The organism is Tenebrionibacter intestinalis (genome assembly GCF_016632365.1).
Classification (GTDB): Bacteria; Pseudomonadota; Gammaproteobacteria; order Enterobacterales; family Enterobacteriaceae; genus Tenebrionibacter; species Tenebrionibacter intestinalis.
Genome location: NZ_JAEPBH010000002.1, coordinates 57,559 through 76,585, shown reverse-complemented (window position 1 = coordinate 76,585; position 19,027 = coordinate 57,559). Strand labels below are relative to the sequence as shown.

Annotated in this window: 15 protein-coding genes; 7 read left to right on the top strand and 8 right to left on the bottom strand. The window is 54.3% G+C overall.

Features of this window, described 5'->3' with window-relative positions; all coding sequences use genetic code 11:
- Window positions 1-20 precede the first annotated feature (20 nt).
- The 5 genes from JJB97_RS01305 to pdhR all read right to left on the bottom strand — a co-directional run bounded on the left by JJB97_RS01305 (window position 21) and on the right by pdhR (window position 8,199).
- A complete protein-coding gene (locus JJB97_RS01305; RefSeq protein WP_238711998.1) occupies window positions 21-563 on the bottom strand; it encodes a DUF3304 domain-containing protein in 543 nt (180 codons plus the stop codon).
- Window positions 564-1,053: 490 nt separating this feature from the next.
- On the bottom strand, window positions 1,054-2,478 hold the full coding sequence (lpdA, locus tag JJB97_RS01300; protein WP_238712076.1) for a dihydrolipoyl dehydrogenase: 1,425 nt from the start codon (window positions 2,476-2,478) through the stop codon (window positions 1,054-1,056).
- Between the two features lie 247 nt (window positions 2,479-2,725).
- The gene (gene aceF / locus JJB97_RS01295) at window positions 2,726-4,609 is read right to left on the bottom strand and encodes a pyruvate dehydrogenase complex dihydrolipoyllysine-residue acetyltransferase (protein ID WP_238711997.1); all 1,884 of its coding nucleotides are present in this window, start codon (window positions 4,607-4,609) and stop codon (window positions 2,726-2,728) included.
- Window positions 4,610-4,623: 14 nt separating this feature from the next.
- Window positions 4,624-7,287 carry a pyruvate dehydrogenase (acetyl-transferring), homodimeric type gene (aceE, locus tag JJB97_RS01290; RefSeq protein WP_238711996.1) on the bottom strand — a complete coding sequence of 888 codons (2,664 nt, stop codon included), beginning with the start codon at window positions 7,285-7,287 and terminating at the stop codon, window positions 4,624-4,626.
- A 147-nt stretch (window positions 7,288-7,434) separates the two neighbouring features.
- Window positions 7,435-8,199, bottom strand: coding sequence for a pyruvate dehydrogenase complex transcriptional repressor PdhR (gene pdhR / locus JJB97_RS01285; RefSeq protein ID WP_238711995.1), 765 nt, complete (start codon window positions 8,197-8,199; stop codon window positions 7,435-7,437).
- 528 nt (window positions 8,200-8,727) lie between these two features.
- Here pdhR and JJB97_RS01280 point away from each other — a divergent pair.
- Window positions 8,728-10,086 carry an amino acid permease gene (locus JJB97_RS01280; protein WP_238711994.1) on the top strand — a complete coding sequence of 453 codons (1,359 nt, stop codon included), beginning with the start codon at window positions 8,728-8,730 and terminating at the stop codon, window positions 10,084-10,086.
- A gap of 467 nt (window positions 10,087-10,553) precedes the next feature.
- Here the strand turns inward: JJB97_RS01280 and ampE are convergent, their stop codons facing one another.
- Entirely contained in the window at window positions 10,554-11,408 is an 855-nt protein-coding gene (gene ampE / locus JJB97_RS01275; protein ID WP_238711993.1) for a beta-lactamase regulator AmpE, read from the bottom strand.
- Window positions 11,405-11,968 (bottom strand): 1,6-anhydro-N-acetylmuramyl-L-alanine amidase AmpD, encoded by a 564-nt coding sequence (gene ampD, locus JJB97_RS01270; RefSeq protein WP_238711992.1) that lies wholly within the window; start codon window positions 11,966-11,968, stop codon window positions 11,405-11,407. Before ampD ends, ampE begins: the two co-directional genes overlap by 4 nt.
- Window positions 11,969-12,051: 83 nt before the next feature.
- Here ampD and nadC point away from each other — a divergent pair, with 83 nt between their 5' ends.
- The 4 genes from nadC (at window position 12,052) to hofC (ending at window position 16,153) form a co-directional block, all read left to right on the top strand.
- On the top strand, window positions 12,052-12,948 hold the full coding sequence (nadC, locus tag JJB97_RS01265; RefSeq protein WP_238711991.1) for a carboxylating nicotinate-nucleotide diphosphorylase: 897 nt from the start codon (window positions 12,052-12,054) through the stop codon (window positions 12,946-12,948).
- Between the two features lie 188 nt (window positions 12,949-13,136).
- Window positions 13,137-13,574, top strand: coding sequence for a prepilin peptidase-dependent pilin (gene ppdD, locus JJB97_RS01260; protein ID WP_238711990.1), 438 nt, complete (start codon window positions 13,137-13,139; stop codon window positions 13,572-13,574).
- 4 nt (window positions 13,575-13,578) lie between these two features.
- The gene (gene gspE / locus JJB97_RS01255) at window positions 13,579-14,955 is read left to right on the top strand and encodes a type II secretion system protein GspE (protein ID WP_238711989.1); all 1,377 of its coding nucleotides are present in this window, start codon (window positions 13,579-13,581) and stop codon (window positions 14,953-14,955) included.
- Window positions 14,945-16,153 (top strand): protein transport protein HofC, encoded by a 1,209-nt coding sequence (hofC, locus tag JJB97_RS01250; protein WP_238711988.1) that lies wholly within the window; start codon window positions 14,945-14,947, stop codon window positions 16,151-16,153. Before gspE ends, hofC begins: the two co-directional genes overlap by 11 nt.
- Before the next feature lie 207 nt (window positions 16,154-16,360).
- Here the strand turns inward: hofC and JJB97_RS01245 are convergent, their stop codons facing one another.
- Window positions 16,361-17,404, bottom strand: coding sequence for a GMP reductase (locus tag JJB97_RS01245; RefSeq protein ID WP_238711987.1), 1,044 nt, complete (start codon window positions 17,402-17,404; stop codon window positions 16,361-16,363).
- Between the two features lie 257 nt (window positions 17,405-17,661).
- Here JJB97_RS01245 and coaE point away from each other — a divergent pair, with 257 nt between their 5' ends.
- The gene (gene coaE / locus JJB97_RS01240; RefSeq protein WP_238711986.1) at window positions 17,662-18,282 is read left to right on the top strand and encodes a dephospho-CoA kinase; all 621 of its coding nucleotides are present in this window, start codon (window positions 17,662-17,664) and stop codon (window positions 18,280-18,282) included.
- Window positions 18,282-19,025: a cell division protein ZapD gene (zapD, locus tag JJB97_RS01235; protein ID WP_238711985.1), complete on the top strand. Its 744-nt coding sequence runs from the start codon at window positions 18,282-18,284 to the stop codon at window positions 19,023-19,025. The genes coaE and zapD overlap by 1 nt, the downstream gene beginning before the upstream one ends.
- Window positions 19,026-19,027 lie beyond the last annotated feature (2 nt).

Here is a 19,027-nt window from a genome sequence, read left to right as displayed (position 1 = left end):
GTGATAAAATATACTCGTTATTAAGTCGTTTTTAAGGGGTTTTCAGTTAAGCAGCGGGCAGGCTCTGGCAAATCAAAAGGCTCCTTAATCGGGTGGTCGGGGTGCTCCACACCGTGGCAGGTGGCGGTCACCTTCACCTGCCGGCAGGGTAAAAAATGCACCTGCAGGCCGCAGGATTCCTTATATTCAGGGATAGTGGCGACCGCTTTATATTGACGGAAGTTAGCCTTATATTTTTTCATATAAGCGTCATACTTCGGGTCACTGTATCTGGGGATATCCTTAGGAAACGGATTTGGGTTAACCTCCCATTCAACCGCCACCTTCATATGGGGCTGCCATTTTTCCGGCAGCGACACGCAGCAGGTAAATCCCCCGGTACGCCCCCGGTAGCCGTTTACCGAAAACCAGTTGATATTAGTGCCTGCCATAGGGTTATAGCCCAGCAGATTGGCCGCCACGTAGCTAACCGGCTCGCCGCCAGGCTTATCGGTTATTTCAACCGGCCCACAGCCTGATAATAAAAAAGCTAACAGCAGTATTGTTTTCCACCTTCCCTGCATATTGCACGCTCCCTGCGCCAATTTTATATCATGCTCAGTAACTACCGCGAATATACCCTACGCAATTTAACTTTATGCGTTTAACTGAATTTTGTGAGAATATAACCGTCTGGAAATGAACGTTTGAGCGTAATGCCGACAAGGTAAATAAAACAACAGGTAAACGAAGCACGCATTCAGGGATGGTGAAATGGTATTTATATTATTACCCGCAGCTTTTATTTTCTTTATATTACTTATATTAATTATCATAATGCTTTTTAAATTAGAGACCGAAGGGTTGCCGGGATTCATCACGTTAATCATTATGGCCATTATTGCCGGGCTGATATACTTTTTTGTTTTATCGCCTTTTTTAGGCGCCCTTTGAGCAGAAGCCTGGTTTACGGTGCGCGTCTGCAAGCGCCCGCATGCGCAACGCACTCAAACTAAACGTTGTTAATCCCATAAAAAACGGCCCCGCAGGGCCGCTTATGACGTAAAGCGAAGATTACTTTTTCTTTGCTTTCGGGTTTGGCAGATCGGTAATGCTGCCCTCATACACTTCGGCTGCCAGGCCGACTGACTCGTGCAGCGTCGGGTGCGCATGGATGGTCAGCGCAATATCTTCCGCATCACAGCCCATTTCAATCGCCAGGCCGATTTCACCCAGCAGCTCGCCGCCGTTGGTGCCGACAATCGCGCCACCGATCACGCGGTGGGTTTCTTTGTCAAAAATCAGCTTGGTCATGCCGTCTGCGCAGTCAGAAGCGATAGCCCGGCCGGAGGCCGCCCAGGGGAAAGTAGACGTCTCAAAACTGATACCCTTCTCTTTCGCTTCTTTTTCAGTCATGCCCACCCACGCCACTTCCGGCTCGGTGTAGGCGATGGACGGAATAACTTTCGGGTCGAAGTAGTGCTTCATGCCGGCAATAACTTCAGCCGCGACGTGGCCTTCATGCACGCCTTTATGCGCCAGCATCGGCTGGCCGACGATATCGCCGATAGCGAAAATATGCGGCACGTTAGTACGCATCTGCTTGTCAACGTGGATAAAGCCGCGTTCGTCCACTTCCACGCCCGCTTTGCCCGCATCCAGGTTTTTGCCGTTCGGCACACGGCCAATCGCTACCAGCACTGCGTCATAACGCTGTGGTTCAGCCGGCGCTTTCTTGCCTTCCATAGAGACGTAAATACCGTCTTCTTTGGCTTCAACGGCTGTGACTTTGGTTTCCAGCATCAGGTTGAACTTCTTGCTGATACGCTTAGTAAAGACTTTTACCACGTCTTTGTCAGCCGCCGGGATCACCTGGTCGAACATTTCAACCACGTCAATTTCCGAACCCAGCGCGTGATACACCGTTCCCATTTCCAGGCCGATAATCCCACCGCCCATAACCAGCAGGCGTTTCGGTACGGATTTCAGCTCCAGCGCATCGGTAGAATCCCAAACGCGCGGGTCTTCATGCGGGATAAACGGCAGTTGAATCGGGCGGGAACCGGCGGCGATGATCGCGTTGTCAAAGTTGACGACGGTTTTGCCATTTTCACCGTCCACCTCCAGCGTATTCGCACCGGTGAATTTACCCAGGCCGTTGACCACTTTGACCTTACGGCCTTTTGCCATGCCCGCCAGACCGCCGGTTAGCTGGGTGATGACTTTCTCTTTCCAGGTACGAATTTTGTCGATATCGGTTTTCGGCTCGCCGAAAACAATACCGTGATCGGCCAGCGCCTTAGCTTCTTCGATAACTTTAGCAACATGCAGCAGAGCTTTAGAAGGGATACAGCCCACGTTCAGACAAACGCCGCCGAGGGTGCTGTAGCGTTCTACCAGTACGGTTTCCAGACCTAAGTCAGCGCAACGGAAGGCGGCGGAATATCCCGCCGGGCCTGCCCCAAGTACCACGACCTGAGTTTTGATTTCAGTACTCATCATGACCTCTTAATTGGTTTCCGGCGGGTCTGACGTTATTTTCCAGGCAACCAGGAAGAAGAACCGGGCCGCAGGGATTGTTTTTATTAACGCCCTGTTCCACCGGGACGTGTCTTGCCGCAACAGTTTACAAAATTGTTAAAATCTTTAAAACAATAAGCGACAATCGATTTATCCGTAATCACGGCAGTCTGTGATAAAACCACAGCTTACCAGAAAAAAGCCGGCCGAAAGGCCGGCTTTTTTATTACATCACCAGACGGCGGATGTCTGACAGCATGTTATTGATGATAGTGATAAAACGCGCACCATCAGCACCGTCAATCACGCGGTGGTCGAAGGACAGTGAAATCGGCAACATCAGACGCGGAACGAACTCTTTACCATTCCACACAGGCTCCATCGCCGATTTAGACACGCCAAGGATAGCCACTTCCGGCGCGTTCACGATCGGCGCAAAATGAGTGGTGCCCAGGCCGCCGATACTGGAGATAGTAAAGCAGCCGCCCTGCATTTCGCCAGCGGTCAGCTTACCATCACGCGCTTTTTTAGAGATAGCGATCAGCTCACGGGAGAGTTCGGTCACGCTCTTCTTGTTCACATCTTTAAAGACCGGAACCACCAGCCCGTTCGGGGTATCCACCGCCACGCCGATGTTAATGTATTTCTTTAACGTCAGCTTCTGGCCATCTTCAGACAGCGAACTGTTAAAGCGCGGCATCTGCTCAAGGGCCGCAGCAACGGCTTTCATAATGAAGACAACCGGGGTGTATTTCACATCCAGCTTACGCTTCTCAGCTTCGGCGTTCTGCTGCTTACGGAACGCTTCCAGATCGGTGATATCCGTTTTGTCGAAATGGGTAACATGCGGGATCATCACCCAGTTACGGCTCAGGTTAGCGCCAGAAATTTTCTGGATACGGCCAAGTTCCACTTCTTCAATTTCACCAAACTTGCTGAAGTCCACTTTCGGCCACGGCAGCATACCCGGCAGGCCGCCGCCGGCCGCGCCTGCTGGGGCGGACTCGGCGCGTTTCACCGCGTCTTTCACATAGGCCTGAACGTCTTCACGCAGAATACGGCCTTTACGACCGGTGCCTTTAACCTTCGCCAGGTTAACGCCAAATTCGCGCGCCAGGCGACGAATCACCGGCGTGGCGTGCACATATGCGTCATTTTCAGTAAATTCAGATTTGCTTTGCGCTTTCTCAGCAGGCGCAGCCGGGGCTTGCGCTTTCGGCGCAGGCGCCACAGTCTCCTGTTTAGCCGGCGCCGCGGCAGGCGCCGCGCCTTCCACATCGAAGACCATAATCAGCGAGCCGGTTTTCACTTTGTCGCCAGTGCTGATTTTGATCTCTTTCACCGTGCCGGCGAACGGCGCCGGGACTTCCATAGAGGCCTTGTCGCCTTCAACCGTAATCAGCGACTGTTCAGCGGCAACTTTATCGCCCACTTTCACCATCACTTCGGTCACTTCGACTTCATCGCCGCCGATATCCGGCACGTTAACATCTTTCGCGCCGGAGGCCGCCGGCGCAGGCGCAGGCGCGGCCGCTTCTGCTTTAGCCTGCGGCGCGCCAGAAGCTGCCTCTTCCACGTCAAAGACCATAATCAGCGAGCCGGTAGAGACTTTATCGCCGGTTTTCACTTTGATCTCTTTTACGGTGCCGGCAAACGGCGCCGGCACTTCCATAGAGGCTTTATCGCCTTCTACGGTGATAAGCGACTGCTCGGCGTCAACTTTATCGCCAACCTTCACCATCACTTCAGTGACTTCGACTTCATCGCCGCCGATATCCGGCACGTTGACATCTTTTGCCGCCGCTGCCGCAGGCGCCGCTGCCGGGGCCGCTTCTTTCTTCTCTTCTGCCTTAGCAGGCGCGGCATCAGCCGCACCGTCAGCGGAATCGAAAATCATGATAAGCTTGCCCGTCTCGGTTTTGTCGCCAACGGAAACTTTGATTTCCTTCACGATACCCGCCTGCGGCGACGGCACTTCCATAGACGCCTTGTCACCTTCCACAGTGATAAGCGACTGTTCCGCTTCTACTTTATCGCCCACTTTAACCAGAATCTCGGTGATTTCGACTTCATCAGACCCGATATCCGGCACGTTGATTTCGATAGCCATTGTTCTTATCCCTCTTACGCCAGACGCGGGTTAACTTTTTCTGCATCGATATTGAATTTAGCGATTGCGTCCGCCACCACGTTCTTATCGATTTCACCACGTTTCGCCAGTTCGCCCAGAGCGGCGACCACGACATAGGAAGCATCCACTTCAAAGTGGTGACGCAGGTTTTCACGGCTGTCAGAGCGGCCAAAGCCGTCGGTGCCCAGCACGCGATAGTCATCTGCCGGAACATAGGTACGAACCTGTTCGGCGAACAGCTTCATATAGTCCGTGGAGGCGACCGCCGGCGCATCGTTCATCACCTGAGCGATATACGGTACGCGCGGGGTTTCCAGCGGGTGCAGCATGTTCCAGCGCTCGCAGTCCTGGCCATCGCGAGCCAGTTCGGTAAAGGACGTAACGCTATAGACATCTGAACCTACGCCATAATCTTTCGCCAGAATCTGAGCCGCTTCACGCACGTGACGCAGAATGGAGCCAGAGCCCAGTAGCTGAACTTTACCTTTGCTACCCTCAAGCGTTTCGAGCCTGTAGATACCTTTACGGATACCTTCTTCAGCCCCTTGCGGCATCGCCGGCATGTGATAGTTTTCATTCAGCGTAGTGATGTAGTAGTAAACGTTCTCCTGCTTCTCACCATACATACGCTCCAGGCCGTCGTGCATGATCACGGCAACTTCGTACGCGTAAGCCGGATCGTAGGAGATACAGTTCGGGATAGTCAGCGACTGGATATGGCTGTGACCGTCTTCGTGCTGCAGGCCTTCGCCATTGAGCGTCGTGCGCCCGGAGGTGCCGCCAATCAGGAAGCCGCGCGCCTGCTGGTCGCCCGCCTGCCAGCACAGATCGCCGATACGCTGGAACCCGAACATAGAGTAGTAAATATAAAACGGAATCATCGGCAGGTTGTTGGTGCTGTAAGAGGTCGCCGCAGCAAGCCACGATGCGCCTGCGCCCAACTCGTTGATTCCTTCCTGCAGAATCTGGCCTTTCTCGTCTTCTTTGTAGTAAGCCACCTGCTCACGGTCCTGCGGGGTATACTGCTGGCCGTTCGGGCTGTAAATACCAATCTGGCGGAACAAACCTTCCATACCGAAGGTACGCGCTTCATCGGCGATGATCGGAACCAGTCGGTCTTTGATTGATTTGTTCTTGAGCATTACGTTCAGAGCGCGCACGAAAGCGATAGTGGTGGAGATCTCTTTGCTCTGCTCTTCCAGTAGCTGACCGAAATCCTGCAGCGCGGGCAACTCCAGCGTCTCGGTGAATTGAGTCTGGCGAGACGGCAGGTAGCCCTTCAGCGCCTGGCGGCGTTCATGCAGGTATTTGTATTCATCAGAACCTTCCGGGAAGGTAATGTACGGCAGTTTTTCCAGTTCGGCATCGGCAACCGGCACGCTGAAGCGGTCACGCACATAGCGCACGCCGTCCATGTTCATCTTCTTCACCTGATGCGCGATGTTCTTGCCTTCTGCGGAGTCGCCCATGCCGTAACCTTTAATGGTATGGGCCAGGATAACGGTAGCTTTGCCTTTGGTTTCCTGCGCTTTTTTCAGCGCGGCGTAAACTTTCTTCGGATCGTGGCCGCCGCGGTTTAGCGCCCAAATCTGCTCGTCCGTCCAGTCCGCCACCAGGGCCGCGGTTTCCGGGTATTTGCCGAAGAAGTGCTCGCGCACGTAAGCGCCGTCTTTGGATTTGAAGGTCTGGTAGTCGCCGTCAACGGTTTCGTTCATCAGTTGAATCAGTTTGCCGCTGGTGTCTTTGCGCAGCAGCTCATCCCAACGGCCGCCCCACATCACCTTGATAACGTTCCAGCCAGCGCCGGCGAAGATACCTTCCAGTTCGTTGACTATCTTGCCGTTACCGGTTACCGGTCCATCAAGCCGCTGCAGGTTACAGTTGATAATAAAGCACAGGTTATCCAGCTTCTCGCGGGTGGCGATGGTGATAGCGCCTTTGGATTCCGGCTCATCCATTTCGCCGTCGCCGAGGAAGGCGTAAACGGTTTGTTCAGAGGTATCTTTTAGTCCACGGTGCTCCAGATACTTCAGGAACTTCGCCTGGTAGATAGCGCCGATCGGGCCAAGCCCCATAGAAACGGTCGGGAACTGCCAGAACTCCGGCAACAGTTTTGGATGCGGATAAGAAGGCAGCCCTTTACCGTGAACTTCCTGACGGAAGTTATTCATTTGTTCTTCAGTCAAACGCCCTTCCAGGAACGCACGCGCGTAAATGCCTGGAGAGATATGGCCCTGGAAATACACCAGATCGCCGCCGTCTTTGTCGTTGCGCGCGCGGAAGAAGTGGTTAAAGCACACTTCGTAAATGGTGGCGGAAGACTGGAAGGACGCCATATGGCCGCCCAGCTCCAGATCTTTTTTGGATGCCCGCAGCACGGTCATGATGGCGTTCCAGCGAATAGCGGAACGAATGCGGCGCTCCAGGTCCAGGTTCCCTGGATATTCAGGCTCGTCTTCAACGGGAATCGTGTTCACGTAGTTGCTTACACCCGTGCCGGCCGCGACTTTAACGCCGCCTTTACGGGCTTCGCTCAGTACCTGATCAATCAGAAACTGCGCGCGTTCAACACCTTCTTCACGGATGACCGATTCGATCGCCTGTAGCCAGTCGCGAGTTTCGATCGGATCCACGTCATTCTGGACACGTTCTGACATGGGGGATTCCTTATCTGTCTAATATGTTGATTGTAGTCTGGAACCTGCCCCATTGCGCTCTGTACAAAAGCGCAATAAGACAGGTTCTAAGTTTAGTTGCCGCGCACTGATACGGGCGCTTTGAGGTTAATACCGGCAACGCTAAATTTAATCCTTGCGTTGCTGAAGGCGGCGCAGCGAGCGTTCACGGCGGGACTGCTCACGGCTGCGCTCCAGCAGTATTTCTTCAATAAACGCCAGGTGGCGGTGCGAAGCTTCACGCGCCCGCTCCGGTTCCCTGGCCACAATCGCCTCGAAAATTCGGGCGCGGTGACCGCTCACGAGAGGCAGCATTTCCCGCCTCGCGTAGAGCAATTCAAAATTCTGACGAACGTTCTGCGCCAGCATGGGCTCCATGCAGCGCAATAAATGTAGCAGAACCACATTATGCGCAGCTTCTGTTACAGCAATTTGGTACTTCAGCACCGCTTCGGACTCCGCATCAAGGTCGCCGGCCTGTTGCGCCTTTTCGATATCGCGCTGGCAATCGCGCAGCCGCGCCATGTCTTCATCGGTCCCGCGCAGCGCGGCGTAGTAGGCCGCGATGCCTTCCAGCGCGTGGCGCGTTTCCAGTAAATCGAACTGAGATTCGGGATGATCGTTCAACAACGCCGCCAGCGGGTCGCTAAAGCTCTTCCACAGGCTGTTCTGCACAAACGTTCCGCCGCCCTGGCGGCGTAGCAGCAAGCCTTTAGCTTCAAGTCGTTGAATAGCTTCGCGCAGCGAGGGGCGCGAGACATCAAACTGCCTGGCCAGTTCGCGCTCAGGTGGGAGTTTTTCGCCGGGGCGTAGCGTCCCCTCAAGAATCAGGAACTCCAACTGCTGCTCAATCACATCGGATAGTTTTGGTTGGCGGATTTTGCTGTAGGCCATGATTCTCTGTCTTCTGCCATTAGCATGGAGTTAATTGGTATGACCAATTTCACGTTCGTGCCGTTAAAGTAACAAAGTATTCACCAACTGTCTATCGCGGTTTGATTCAAATCATGAAACATGCCATTTTTTAACAAATTTACACTTGTTTACTATCAATAAGTTAACGTTTTAATATGACTACGTTTACGAAAACCGTTAAAATTCCTTATCAATAATTATAAAAAAATGATAACTGAAGCGTTTCAATTCCGGAATCACTTCTTTAGGTCTTACCAATTTACGACACCATAAGCATGCCAGCCCGTCCCCCGCGTAAATATAATGCTGGCTTTTTGAGCAACCAACCCAACCATTACAGAAAGCAGGTGCATTCGGCGGCGCTTACCACTATTCTTTGCCAGGCGGTAGTAAGCGCCGAAAAATAACGCCGCTGTCCCCGTAAAGAAAATAATACACAACACGGCATAACAAACTGACACTGCGCCCGAACCAGGGGGGCATTTTCCACATAACGAGGTTTTCACAATGGAAGGTCAAGAGCAGAGCGATTTGCTAAAGCGCGGCCTTAAAAACCGCCATATCCAGCTTATTGCGCTGGGTGGCGCGATTGGCACCGGACTATTTTTAGGCATTGCCGACACCATCAAAATGGCAGGACCATCGGTCATTCTGGGATACGGAATCGGGGGCTTTATCGCCTTCCTCATCATGCGCCAGCTTGGAGAAATGGTCGTTGAAGAACCGGTCGCCGGTTCATTCAGCCATTTCGCCTATAAATACTGGGGCAACTTTGCCGGATTTGCCTCCGGCTGGAACTACTGGGTGCTCTATGTGCTTGTCGCTATGGCGGAACTTACCGCCGTGGGCAAATATATTCAGTACTGGTGGCCGGATATACCAACCTGGATAACGGCGCTGAGCTTCTTCGTGCTTATCAACCTGATCAATCTTTCAAACGTAAAAATCTACGGTGAGATGGAGTTTTGGTTCGCCATTATCAAAGTGGTAGCCATCATTGGCATGATCGTGTTCGGCGGCTATCTGCTGCTGAGCGGTAAAGGCGGCCCGGACGCAACAGTAACCAACCTCTGGCAACAGGGAGGCTTCTTTCCTTACGGCGTGAGCGGATTGGTCATGGCGATGGCGGTCATTATGTTCTCCTTCGGCGGCCTTGAACTGGTTGGGATTACCGCAGCCGAAGCCGATAATCCGCAAAAAACGATCCCAAAGGCGACAAACCAGGTCATCTGGCGCGTGCTGATTTTCTATATCGGCTCGCTGACCGTACTTCTGTCCCTCTACCCGTGGGGCAAAGTGGTTGAAGGCGCCAGCCCGTTTGTAATGATTTTCCACGATCTGGACAGCAACCTGATTGCCAACGTGCTCAACGTCGTCGTGCTAACGGCCGCGCTGTCGGTATACAACAGTTGTGTTTACTGCAACAGCCGCATGCTGTTTGGCCTGGCGCAGCAGGGTAATGGCCCGAAATCGTTGCTGAAGGTAGACCGCCGCGGCGTCCCGTACGTGGCGCTGGCTGTTTCGGCCGCCGCCACCGCCCTGTGCGTGCTGATTAATTACCTGATGCCGGGTAAAGCCTTCGGCTTTTTAATGACGCTGGTCGTCGCAGCGCTTGTCATTAACTGGGCCATGATTAGCTACTCGCACCTCAGGTTCCGCCGCAAAAAAGCGCAGCAGGGCGTGGAAACTCGCTTTAAGGCGCTGTGGTACCCGTTCGGCAACTGGCTATGCCTGGCTTTTCTGGCCGGTATCCTGATCATCATGAGCATCCATCAGGGGATGCGTGAATCCGTTATTATGATTCCGCTCTGGCTGGTTGTGCTGGGCATCGGTTACTTCATTAAACAACGCGCGCGGAAAGCCTGATGCGGCCGGACAACGCCCGGCAACGGGCGTTGTGAGACGGCTGACAACCCCCATCCTGTCGCAGACAGGTTGGATGAAATTCAATAAAAAATAAAGAAAATCAACGCATTGATTTTCGCCTGCTTACCACAACGAAGGAAATCCCCCATTTCTTCCTTCTTTGTCAACAATCTGGAAAAACCCCGTTTTTTCTTCTTTGTCAACAATCTGACTGCGCCCGACAACGGGCGCAGTCTTAACGCGCGCCTTCGCCTCTCCTGCGCATGCGGCAAAAAACTGCGGCAGCCGGAAAACTATCGCGCACGCTCGCGGGAGAAAGCAGGCGACAAAACAGACCGTGGCAGACGCTAAGCGGCTTAACCTGTAAATAAAGCGCCAGTAATTAAGCCGCGCCGCCGCCTTCGCAACGCCGGTACGCCTGGTTCCCCCTTTGCTTAAACTAAACGCGCAAAAGTGACGAACCGGGGTTATACCAGCGCGCCGTAAATCGTCAGCAGCGCCACGACCACTACAATGGCAAACGTTGTTTTCTTCGCCATCGAGACAGCGGCTTTCGGCGTCTTTATCTTATCAACGTGCTCATCGCGCGCCAGAGAATACTGCGCCAGTTGCGTCAGCACCTGATACTGCGAGGTATGAATATCACCCAGCGAGGCCAACCACGCGGGAAGCGCCTTTTCACCATGCCCAAGCAGCGCATAAGCCACGCCCGCCAGACGCGCCGGCACCCAGTCCAGCACGTGTAGGATGGCATCAATACCCGACTGAAGGCGCTGATGCGGCGTATATCGACGCGCCAGCCAGCTCTGCCAGGCGCGCAGGAAAGCGTAACCGCCCAGCGTAACCGGCCCCCACATCCCGCCAACGATAAGCCAGAACAAAGGGGCCAGATAGAACCGAAAATTAATCCACAGCAGGGCGTTTTGCAGCTCGCGCAAAAACGCCGCCTCGCTGCTGCCGGGCGGTATGCCGTGAATCAGCGTCAGCTCGTTGGCCATCGCCTCCCGCGCATGGCTGTCGTCATGACTGGCAGCCAGCAGATACTGATGATAATGCAGGCGCGCCTGCCCTGCGCCAATACACAGCACGCCGAGTAAAACCCAAAATACCAGCAGCGGCACATTGAAGAAAAACCCGTGCAGCGCTCTGATGCAAAGAAATACCGCCAGCATGGCAACAGCCGTCATCAAAAGTGTGCGCATCATCGAAAAATGGCGGGTACGACAAAACAGCGCTTCAAGCCGGTTGTCCAGTTGCCAGCGCTCGCCGAGTTTAAACAGACGCTCCCAGAGCAGCACCAACAGCAGCGTAAACAGCGTCATGACGTCTCCTTATCCATAAAAGGGGCGCAGGCGGCGCGAAAGCGCGCCCAGTCAAAGGCCGGCCCGGGATCGGTCTTGCGCTGCGGCGCAATATGACAGTGCCCGGTCATATGGTGAGCGATAGCGGGATACGTCGCGATAAGCGCCTGCGTTACTGCAACCAGTTGGGCATACTGCGCATCGGTATAGGGCAGCGTATCAGTGCCTTCAAGCTCGATGCCAATCGAAAAGTCGTTGCACTTTTCACGCCCCTGATAGCAGGAAACGCCTGCGTGCCAGGCGCGTTTATCAAACGGAACATACTGCACTATCTCCCCATCCCGGCGTATCAAACAGTGTGCAGATACGCGCAACTGCGCAATGTCGGAAAAATACGGGTGTGCGTCAGGGCTCAGCGTGCCAAGAAACAGATAGTCAATCCACGGCCCGCCAAATACGCCGGGCGGCAGACTAATATTGTGTACGACCAGCAGCGAAGGCGTTTCCCCTTCAGGCCGCTCATCAAAATGGGGTGAAGGCTGTCTGCGCGCGCCTTCCAGCCACCCCGCTTGCAACTGCATGCAACCTCTCCTTACTATGGAACCTGGCGTCGCTTCAGAGTAGCATGTTTCACTCTCAACCCAACTATTTCGGAGTTTTATATATGCCAGCCCGCCGTTATAGCCCCGACCGCCGACGGGAAGCGCTTCTGGAACGCATCAGCATCGATATCCCCGACGCCGTAGCACGGGCGCTGAGCGAAGATCTGGGCGGGGAGGTTAACCCGCGCAATGATATTACCGCACAACTTTTGTCGGCCGAAAGCCAGTCTCATGCCACTATTATTACCCGCGAAAACGGCGTTTTCTGCGGCCAGCGCTGGGTTGAAGAAGTCTTTATACAATTAGACAACGATGTCAAAATTACCTGGCATGTTAAAGACGGGGAGACCATTAGCGCGGATCAAACCCTGTTTGAACTACGCGGCTCGTCACGTATTCTGCTAACCGGCGAACGTACCGCGCTTAATTTTGTGCAAACGCTTTCCGGCGTCGCCAGTGAGGTTCGCGCCTGCGTCAACCTGCTTGCCGGCACGCACACACAGTTGCTTGATACCCGCAAAACCATACCGGGGCTGCGCTCGGCGCTCAAATACGCTGTGCTTTGCGGCGGCGGCGCCAACCATCGCCTGGGGCTTTGCGACGCATTCTTGATTAAAGAAAACCATATCATTGCCTCAGGCTCTGTGCGCAAGGCCGTGGAGAAAGCATTCTGGCTGCATCCCGACGTCCCGGTCGAGGTGGAAGTGGAGTCGCTAAAAGAGCTGGATGAGGCGCTAAGCTCCGGCGCAGATATCATTATGCTCGACAACTTTACCCTTGACGATATGCGCGAAGCGGTTAAACGCGCGCACGGCAAAGCGCGGCTTGAGGTTTCTGGTAACGTCACTCGTGAAACCCTTAAATGTTATGCGCAAACTGGCGTTGACTATATCTCTGTAGGGGCGCTAACCAAGCATATCCGCGCGCTCGATCTCTCCATGCGTTTCGTCACACCGTAACCCCCCGCTGCGCGCCTTTACAACTGTACAGGCGCGCTCTGTAATTTGCGATCGCGCTTCCCGCCGTCTTCCTTATTCCTGCAACGCAAATAATTTCTGCTGAACGCAGCCTGCGAATGCGTTTTTTCATCATCGCGGCACAGCCTGTTCTGGCGCACAGTAGCCTCACCACAACAAGGAGAATAATCATGGACAGGCAGCACGGATTTACTTTGATAGAACTGATGATCGTTATCGCTATCGTCGCCATTCTCAGTGCGATTGGGATCCCGGCGTGGCAAAACTACCTTCGCAAAGCCGCCCTGACGGATATGTTGCAAACATTTCTTCCTTACCGCACCGCCGTTGAACTATGCGCGCTTGAACATGGCGGAACAAGCGGCTGCTCTGCAGGAACAAACGGCATACCAGCCCCCAAAACCAGCCGCTATGTTTCCGCGCTGACCGTTTCTGCGGGCGTTATTAGCCTTACCGGCCAGGAAAGTTTGAGCGGGCTTGGCGTCACGCTTACGCCGCAATGGAGCGATGCTGAAGGCATCCGCGGATGGAAACGTGTGTGCGAGGTTCAGGATAACGGCGCGCTGAAACAGGCCTGTGACGATATCTTCCGGTTTGATGCGGAGTGACGTTATGGAAACAGAACAGATTAAAAAAATCTGCCAGCAGCACCATGCGGCGCTTCTGAGCGTAAACGGCGAGACAATACGGGTCGCCGTTGCGAACGCGCCCTCAACTGAATTTGCCCAGGCGCTGGCGTTCGCCAGCAGCAAACGCGCGGATATTGAATGCTGGAGCCCGGAGCGGCTGGAAAAATATCTACAGGACAGCCAGCAAAACCCCCTATTTAATGGCGATCGGCACTCTGTTGTTGAGCTAATAAACCAGGCGCTGGAGCGCGCCGTGGCGCGGCGCGCATCCGATATCCACATTGAACCCGGCGAAAACGGCGCCCGGGTCCGTTTACGCGTTGACGGCGTTTTACAACCGCTGAGCGAATTTTCCAGCGATATTTGCGCTCCGGTTATCGCTCGCCTGAAAATACTTGGCAACCTGGACATTGCCGAACGTCGTTTACCTCAGGATGGCCAGTTTGACACAGAAATTCAGGGTGAAAAGCTCTCACTACGGCTATCAACCCTGCCCTGCCGCGGCGGCGAAAAAGCGGTGCTGCGGCTGTTACGCCAGGAATCGCGTCCACTCACGCCGCAGGCGCTTGGCATGGCGCCTGCCGCGCTTGCCGCCTTTCTGGATGCGCTGGCTAAACCACAGGGGCTAATACTTGTTACCGGCCCGACCGGCAGCGGTAAAACGCTTACGTTATACAGCGCGCTCAGCACGTTAAACCACCCCGGCGTGAATATTGCCTGCGTGGAAGATCCTGTGGAGATACCGCTTGAGGGACTCACGCAAACGCAGATCCACCCTAAAGCGGGTCTCACCTTCCAGAAGGTGCTGCGTGCGCTACTGCGTCAGGACCCCGATATCATTATGATTGGTGAAATACGGGATGGGGAAACAGCAGAAATCGCCCTGAAAGCCGCCCAGACCGGCCATCTTGTCCTCTCAACGCTGCACACTCAGTCGACGGCGCAAACGCTGACGCGGCTTGAGCAAATGGGTACGGCGCGCTGGCAGATCGCTTCGGCGCTGGCGCTTATCATCGCTCAACGCCTGGTGCGCCGCCTGTGCCCGCACTGCCGCAAGCCGGCATCGGCACAAATATTACCTGATACGCTATCGCCAGAACCGGTCGCGCACTGGCTGCCGGTGGGCTGCGAACGCTGCTATAGCGGTTATTACGGCAGAGTAGCGTTGTTTGAGTTAATGCCCATAGACAGCAGCCTGCAAAACGCGATTATTGCGGGTGAATCCGTTCCCGCACTGGAGCAGATTTGTCGTGAGCGCGGAATGATAACGCTGTTTGAAGACGGCGTTCGCGCTGTACAACAAGGATTAACCACTTTCGATGAATTGTGGCGCGTGTTGGGTATACCCGATGAAAAATAATAATCCCCGTCTCTGGCGCTGGCGTGCGCTGGAACCCGGCGGCGCGCTAAGCCAGGGCTATGCGTTAGCCATAAACAGGGCCGACGCGCTGGCCGGCCTGCTCGCCCGCCAGCTTGCGCCCATCGCGCTACGACAGGCGTTTTTTTCGCCGCGACGTAGCTGGCGTCTGCGTAACAAAATTGATTTCCTGCGCCAGTTGGCCGCGCTGCTTCACGCAGGCGTTGCGCTCGATAACGGGTGTCGGCTGCTCGCCAGACAGCACCCCGTTCCCGCATGGCAGGCATTGCTTGAACAAACGGCAGATCGGCTTGCGCAGGGGCAAACGCTCTCCAGCATCCTCGGCCAGTGGCCGGCTATCTTCCCGCCGCTGTTTATCGCTTTACTGCACACCGGCGAGATGACCGGCAAGCTGGACACATGCTGTCAACAGTTGGCCACTCAGCAAGAGCAACACTATCGGCTGAAGAAAAAAGTCCATAAAGCATTACGTTACCCGTTTTTCACACTGCTTATTGCGTTGCTGGTAAGCGGCGGGATGCTGGGATTTGTTTTGCCCGAATTCGCCAGTATTTACCAAAGTTTTAATGCTCCGCTGCCAGGGCTGACCCAAAACCTGATTACGCTGTCAGAGTGGTTAAGGCACAACGTTCTCTGGTGCTTTACGCTATTTATAATTCCTGTTGCTGGCTGGATAACCGTGCGGCGAAAACCCCGCTGGCAGAACGCGCAACAGCGGCTGCTGCTAAAAATACCGCTGTTGTCAGACATGTTGCGTGGACAACGGTTGTGCCAGATACACACCACGCTGGCGCTAACGCAGCAGGCAGGCATTGCGCTGCTTCAGGGTATTGAAGCGGCTGAAATGGCATTAACTCACCCGTGGTGGCAACAAAAATTGCGTGCTATGCGCGAGCGCATTCGTAACGGCGACACGTTTTCACACGCGTTAAGTCAGGCAGAGATTTTCACACCACTTTGTATACAACTGGCGCGCACCGGTGAAGAGAGCGGTAGCCTGGATATTATGCTGAGCAAGCTGGCTGACTGGCATACCGGGCGAACGCAAGAACGCGCAGACGGCCTTGCCGCCGCGCTGGAACCTGTCATGATGCTCGTTATGGGGGGAGTTACGGGCACACTTGTCATAGCAATGTATCTACCTATTTTTCAGCTTGGCGAAGCAATGAGTATGGGCTGATGATTTAGGGAAAACGCGCAACCGGCCACGAAGTGTTTTCCCCCGCCTGCGCGTAAATCGGAGGGTTAAGTTAAAACACAGACTACAGTTACTGGCTATGCGGATAAAAAACAAAGTGAAAGATACGGTAACAGGCAGATTGTGTCAGGGAATAAAAGCGGCGCGCCTGCCGCGCGCCGCTCTGGAAAGGTATAATCATAGCCTGCGTCAGAGGCCGTTAAATACCCGATTTTCCTGCTCCTGAACGCGGATAAACGTCGTGCGTTTGGTCAACTCTTTCAGGCGTGATGCGCCAACATAGGTACAGGCTGAACGCAAACCGCCAAGAATATCGCGGGCGGTGTTCTCCACCGGTCCACGCAGCGGCAGGCGAACCGTTTTGCCTTCAGCCGCACGGTAGTCCGCAACGCCGCCAACGTGGCGATTCATTGCTGATTCGGAACTCATTCCATAAAACAGCATGAATTTTTCACCGTTTTCTTCCACAACCTTACCACCGCTTTCATCATGACCGGCCAGCATACCGCCAAGCATCACAAAGTCTGCGCCGCCGCCAAAGGCCTTAGCCACATCACCAGGCATAGTGCAGCCGCCATCGCTGACAATCTGGCCGCCGAGGCCATGCGCTGCATCAGCGCATTCAATAACGGCGGAAAGCTGCGGATAACCCACGCCGGTTTTAACGCGCGTGGTGCATACCGAGCCAGGGCCAATGCCAACCTTAACAATATCCGCACCGGAAAGGATCAGCTCTTCACACATCTCCCCCGTCACTACATTACCTGCGCAGATAACCTTATCCGGCCACGCCTCACGTGCTTTGCTGACAAACTGCACGAAATGCTCGGAATAGCCATTGGCAACATCAATACAAATGAATTTCAGCGCAGGCGAAAGCGCGAGAATCGCTTTGGTTTTGGAGAAATCCGCATCGGACGTGCCGGTAGAAACCATGACATGCTGTAAAACATCCTGCGTAACAGACTGAATAAAACCCTGCCAGTCCTCCACGCTATAGTGCTTATGCACCGCTGTCAGAATGCCAAAGCCAGCCAGCGCCTGCGCCATACGGAAAGTCCCCACCGTATCCATATTGGCTGCAATAATCGGTACGCCGGCCCACGAGACGCCAGCATGTTTAAAAACGAACTCGCGCTCAAGCTCAACTTCAGAGCGGCTTTTCAGCGTAGAACGTTTGGGGCGGATAAGAACATCTTTGAAGCCTAACTTTAAATCTTCTTCGATACGCATGTGAGGATTCCTGGATTTAGTGGCGACAATCGCATTAACAATATCGGCGGCATAGGGGCCAACTCCAGTGACGCTATCATACGCACTAATATTGCAGCCGCAAGACTGCGAAAAGCAGCTTTTTTACGCTACAATCCCGAAAATTTACCTCAACAATGCCAGACCGGGCCGCCTGATGCTGCGCAGCAACCACAGAGCGCGCGATAACGGCGCTATGCGCGTAACATTCGGCTGGCAGAATTCAGGATAATAACATTATGGTCTATACGGTCGCTTTAACGGGCGGTATCGGCAGCGGAAAAAGCACCATTGCCGACGCCTTTGCCCGTTCAGGGATCGCCGTTATTGATGCGGATATCATTGCGCGTCAGGTCGTTGAGCCGGGTAAACCGGCGCTGCGCGCCATTGTTGAACATTTTGGCGCTGATATGCTTTTACCTGACGGCAGCCTTAATCGCCGCCGTCTGCGGGAATTGATTTTCATCCAGACAGCCGAAAAAGCGTGGCTTAACGCACTGCTTCACCCACTGATACAGCAGCAAACACAGGAATATATCGCCTCTGCGTCGTCGCCTTACGTTATATGGGTAGTGCCGTTGCTGGTAGAAAACAACCTGAGCGCTAAAGCCGATCGCATACTGGTCGTGGATGTGTCTGTGGCAACCCAACTGGCGCGAACAATAAAGCGCGACGGCGTTTCACTTGAGCAGGCACAAAAAATTATTGCGGCTCAGGCTACCCGAGAGGAACGCCTGGCCGCGGCAGACGATATCATTAATAATGACGGTGAGCCGCAGTCTGCCATTGCGGAAGTCGCCAGCCTGCACCAGCGCTATCTGACGCTGGCCGCGCAGGCCGCAGCACAGGAAAAAAATTAATGCACCCTTACGTTCTTTTTGAGCATCCTCTTAATGAAAAAATGCGTACCTGGCTACGCATGGAATTTTTATTAACGCAGATGGAAGCCCAGCTACCGGTTCGCGACCACGCCAGCGCACTGAACTTTTTCCGCAGCGTCAGCGACTTGCTCGACGTATTCGAGCGCGGAGAAATACGAACTGAAATCCTGAAAGAACTTGAGCGCCAACAGCGTAAACTTAACAGTTGGGCCGATGTACCCGGCGCAGATACGCAGCGCATTCAGCAATTAGCGACACAATTGCGTGAACTGGGCAGCAGGTTGATGTCAGCGCCGCGCCCGGGCCAGATCCTGCGTGAAGACAAGATGATTGCGCTGGTACGCCAACGCCTGAGTATTCCCGGCGGGTGTTGCAGCTTTGATCTGCCTACCCTGCATATCTGGCTTGCCCTCGCGCAGCACCTGCGCGATGAGCAGGTCGCGCAGTGGCGAAATTCGCTTGACCCCATCAGGCAACCGCTGAACATGCTGCTGGATTTGATTCGTAACGCTTCACCGCTGCGCAAGCACACCAGCCTTAACGGTTTTTATCAGGATAACGGCGAAGACGCCGATCTGCTGCGGCTACAGATGTCCGCAGATGACGCGCTTTATCCGCAGATTTCCGGGCATAAAAGCCGCTTCGCTATACGCTTTTTACCGCTGGATAGCGAAAATGGCGCAGTGCCCGAACGCCTCGATTTTGAACTCGCCTGCTGTTAAGG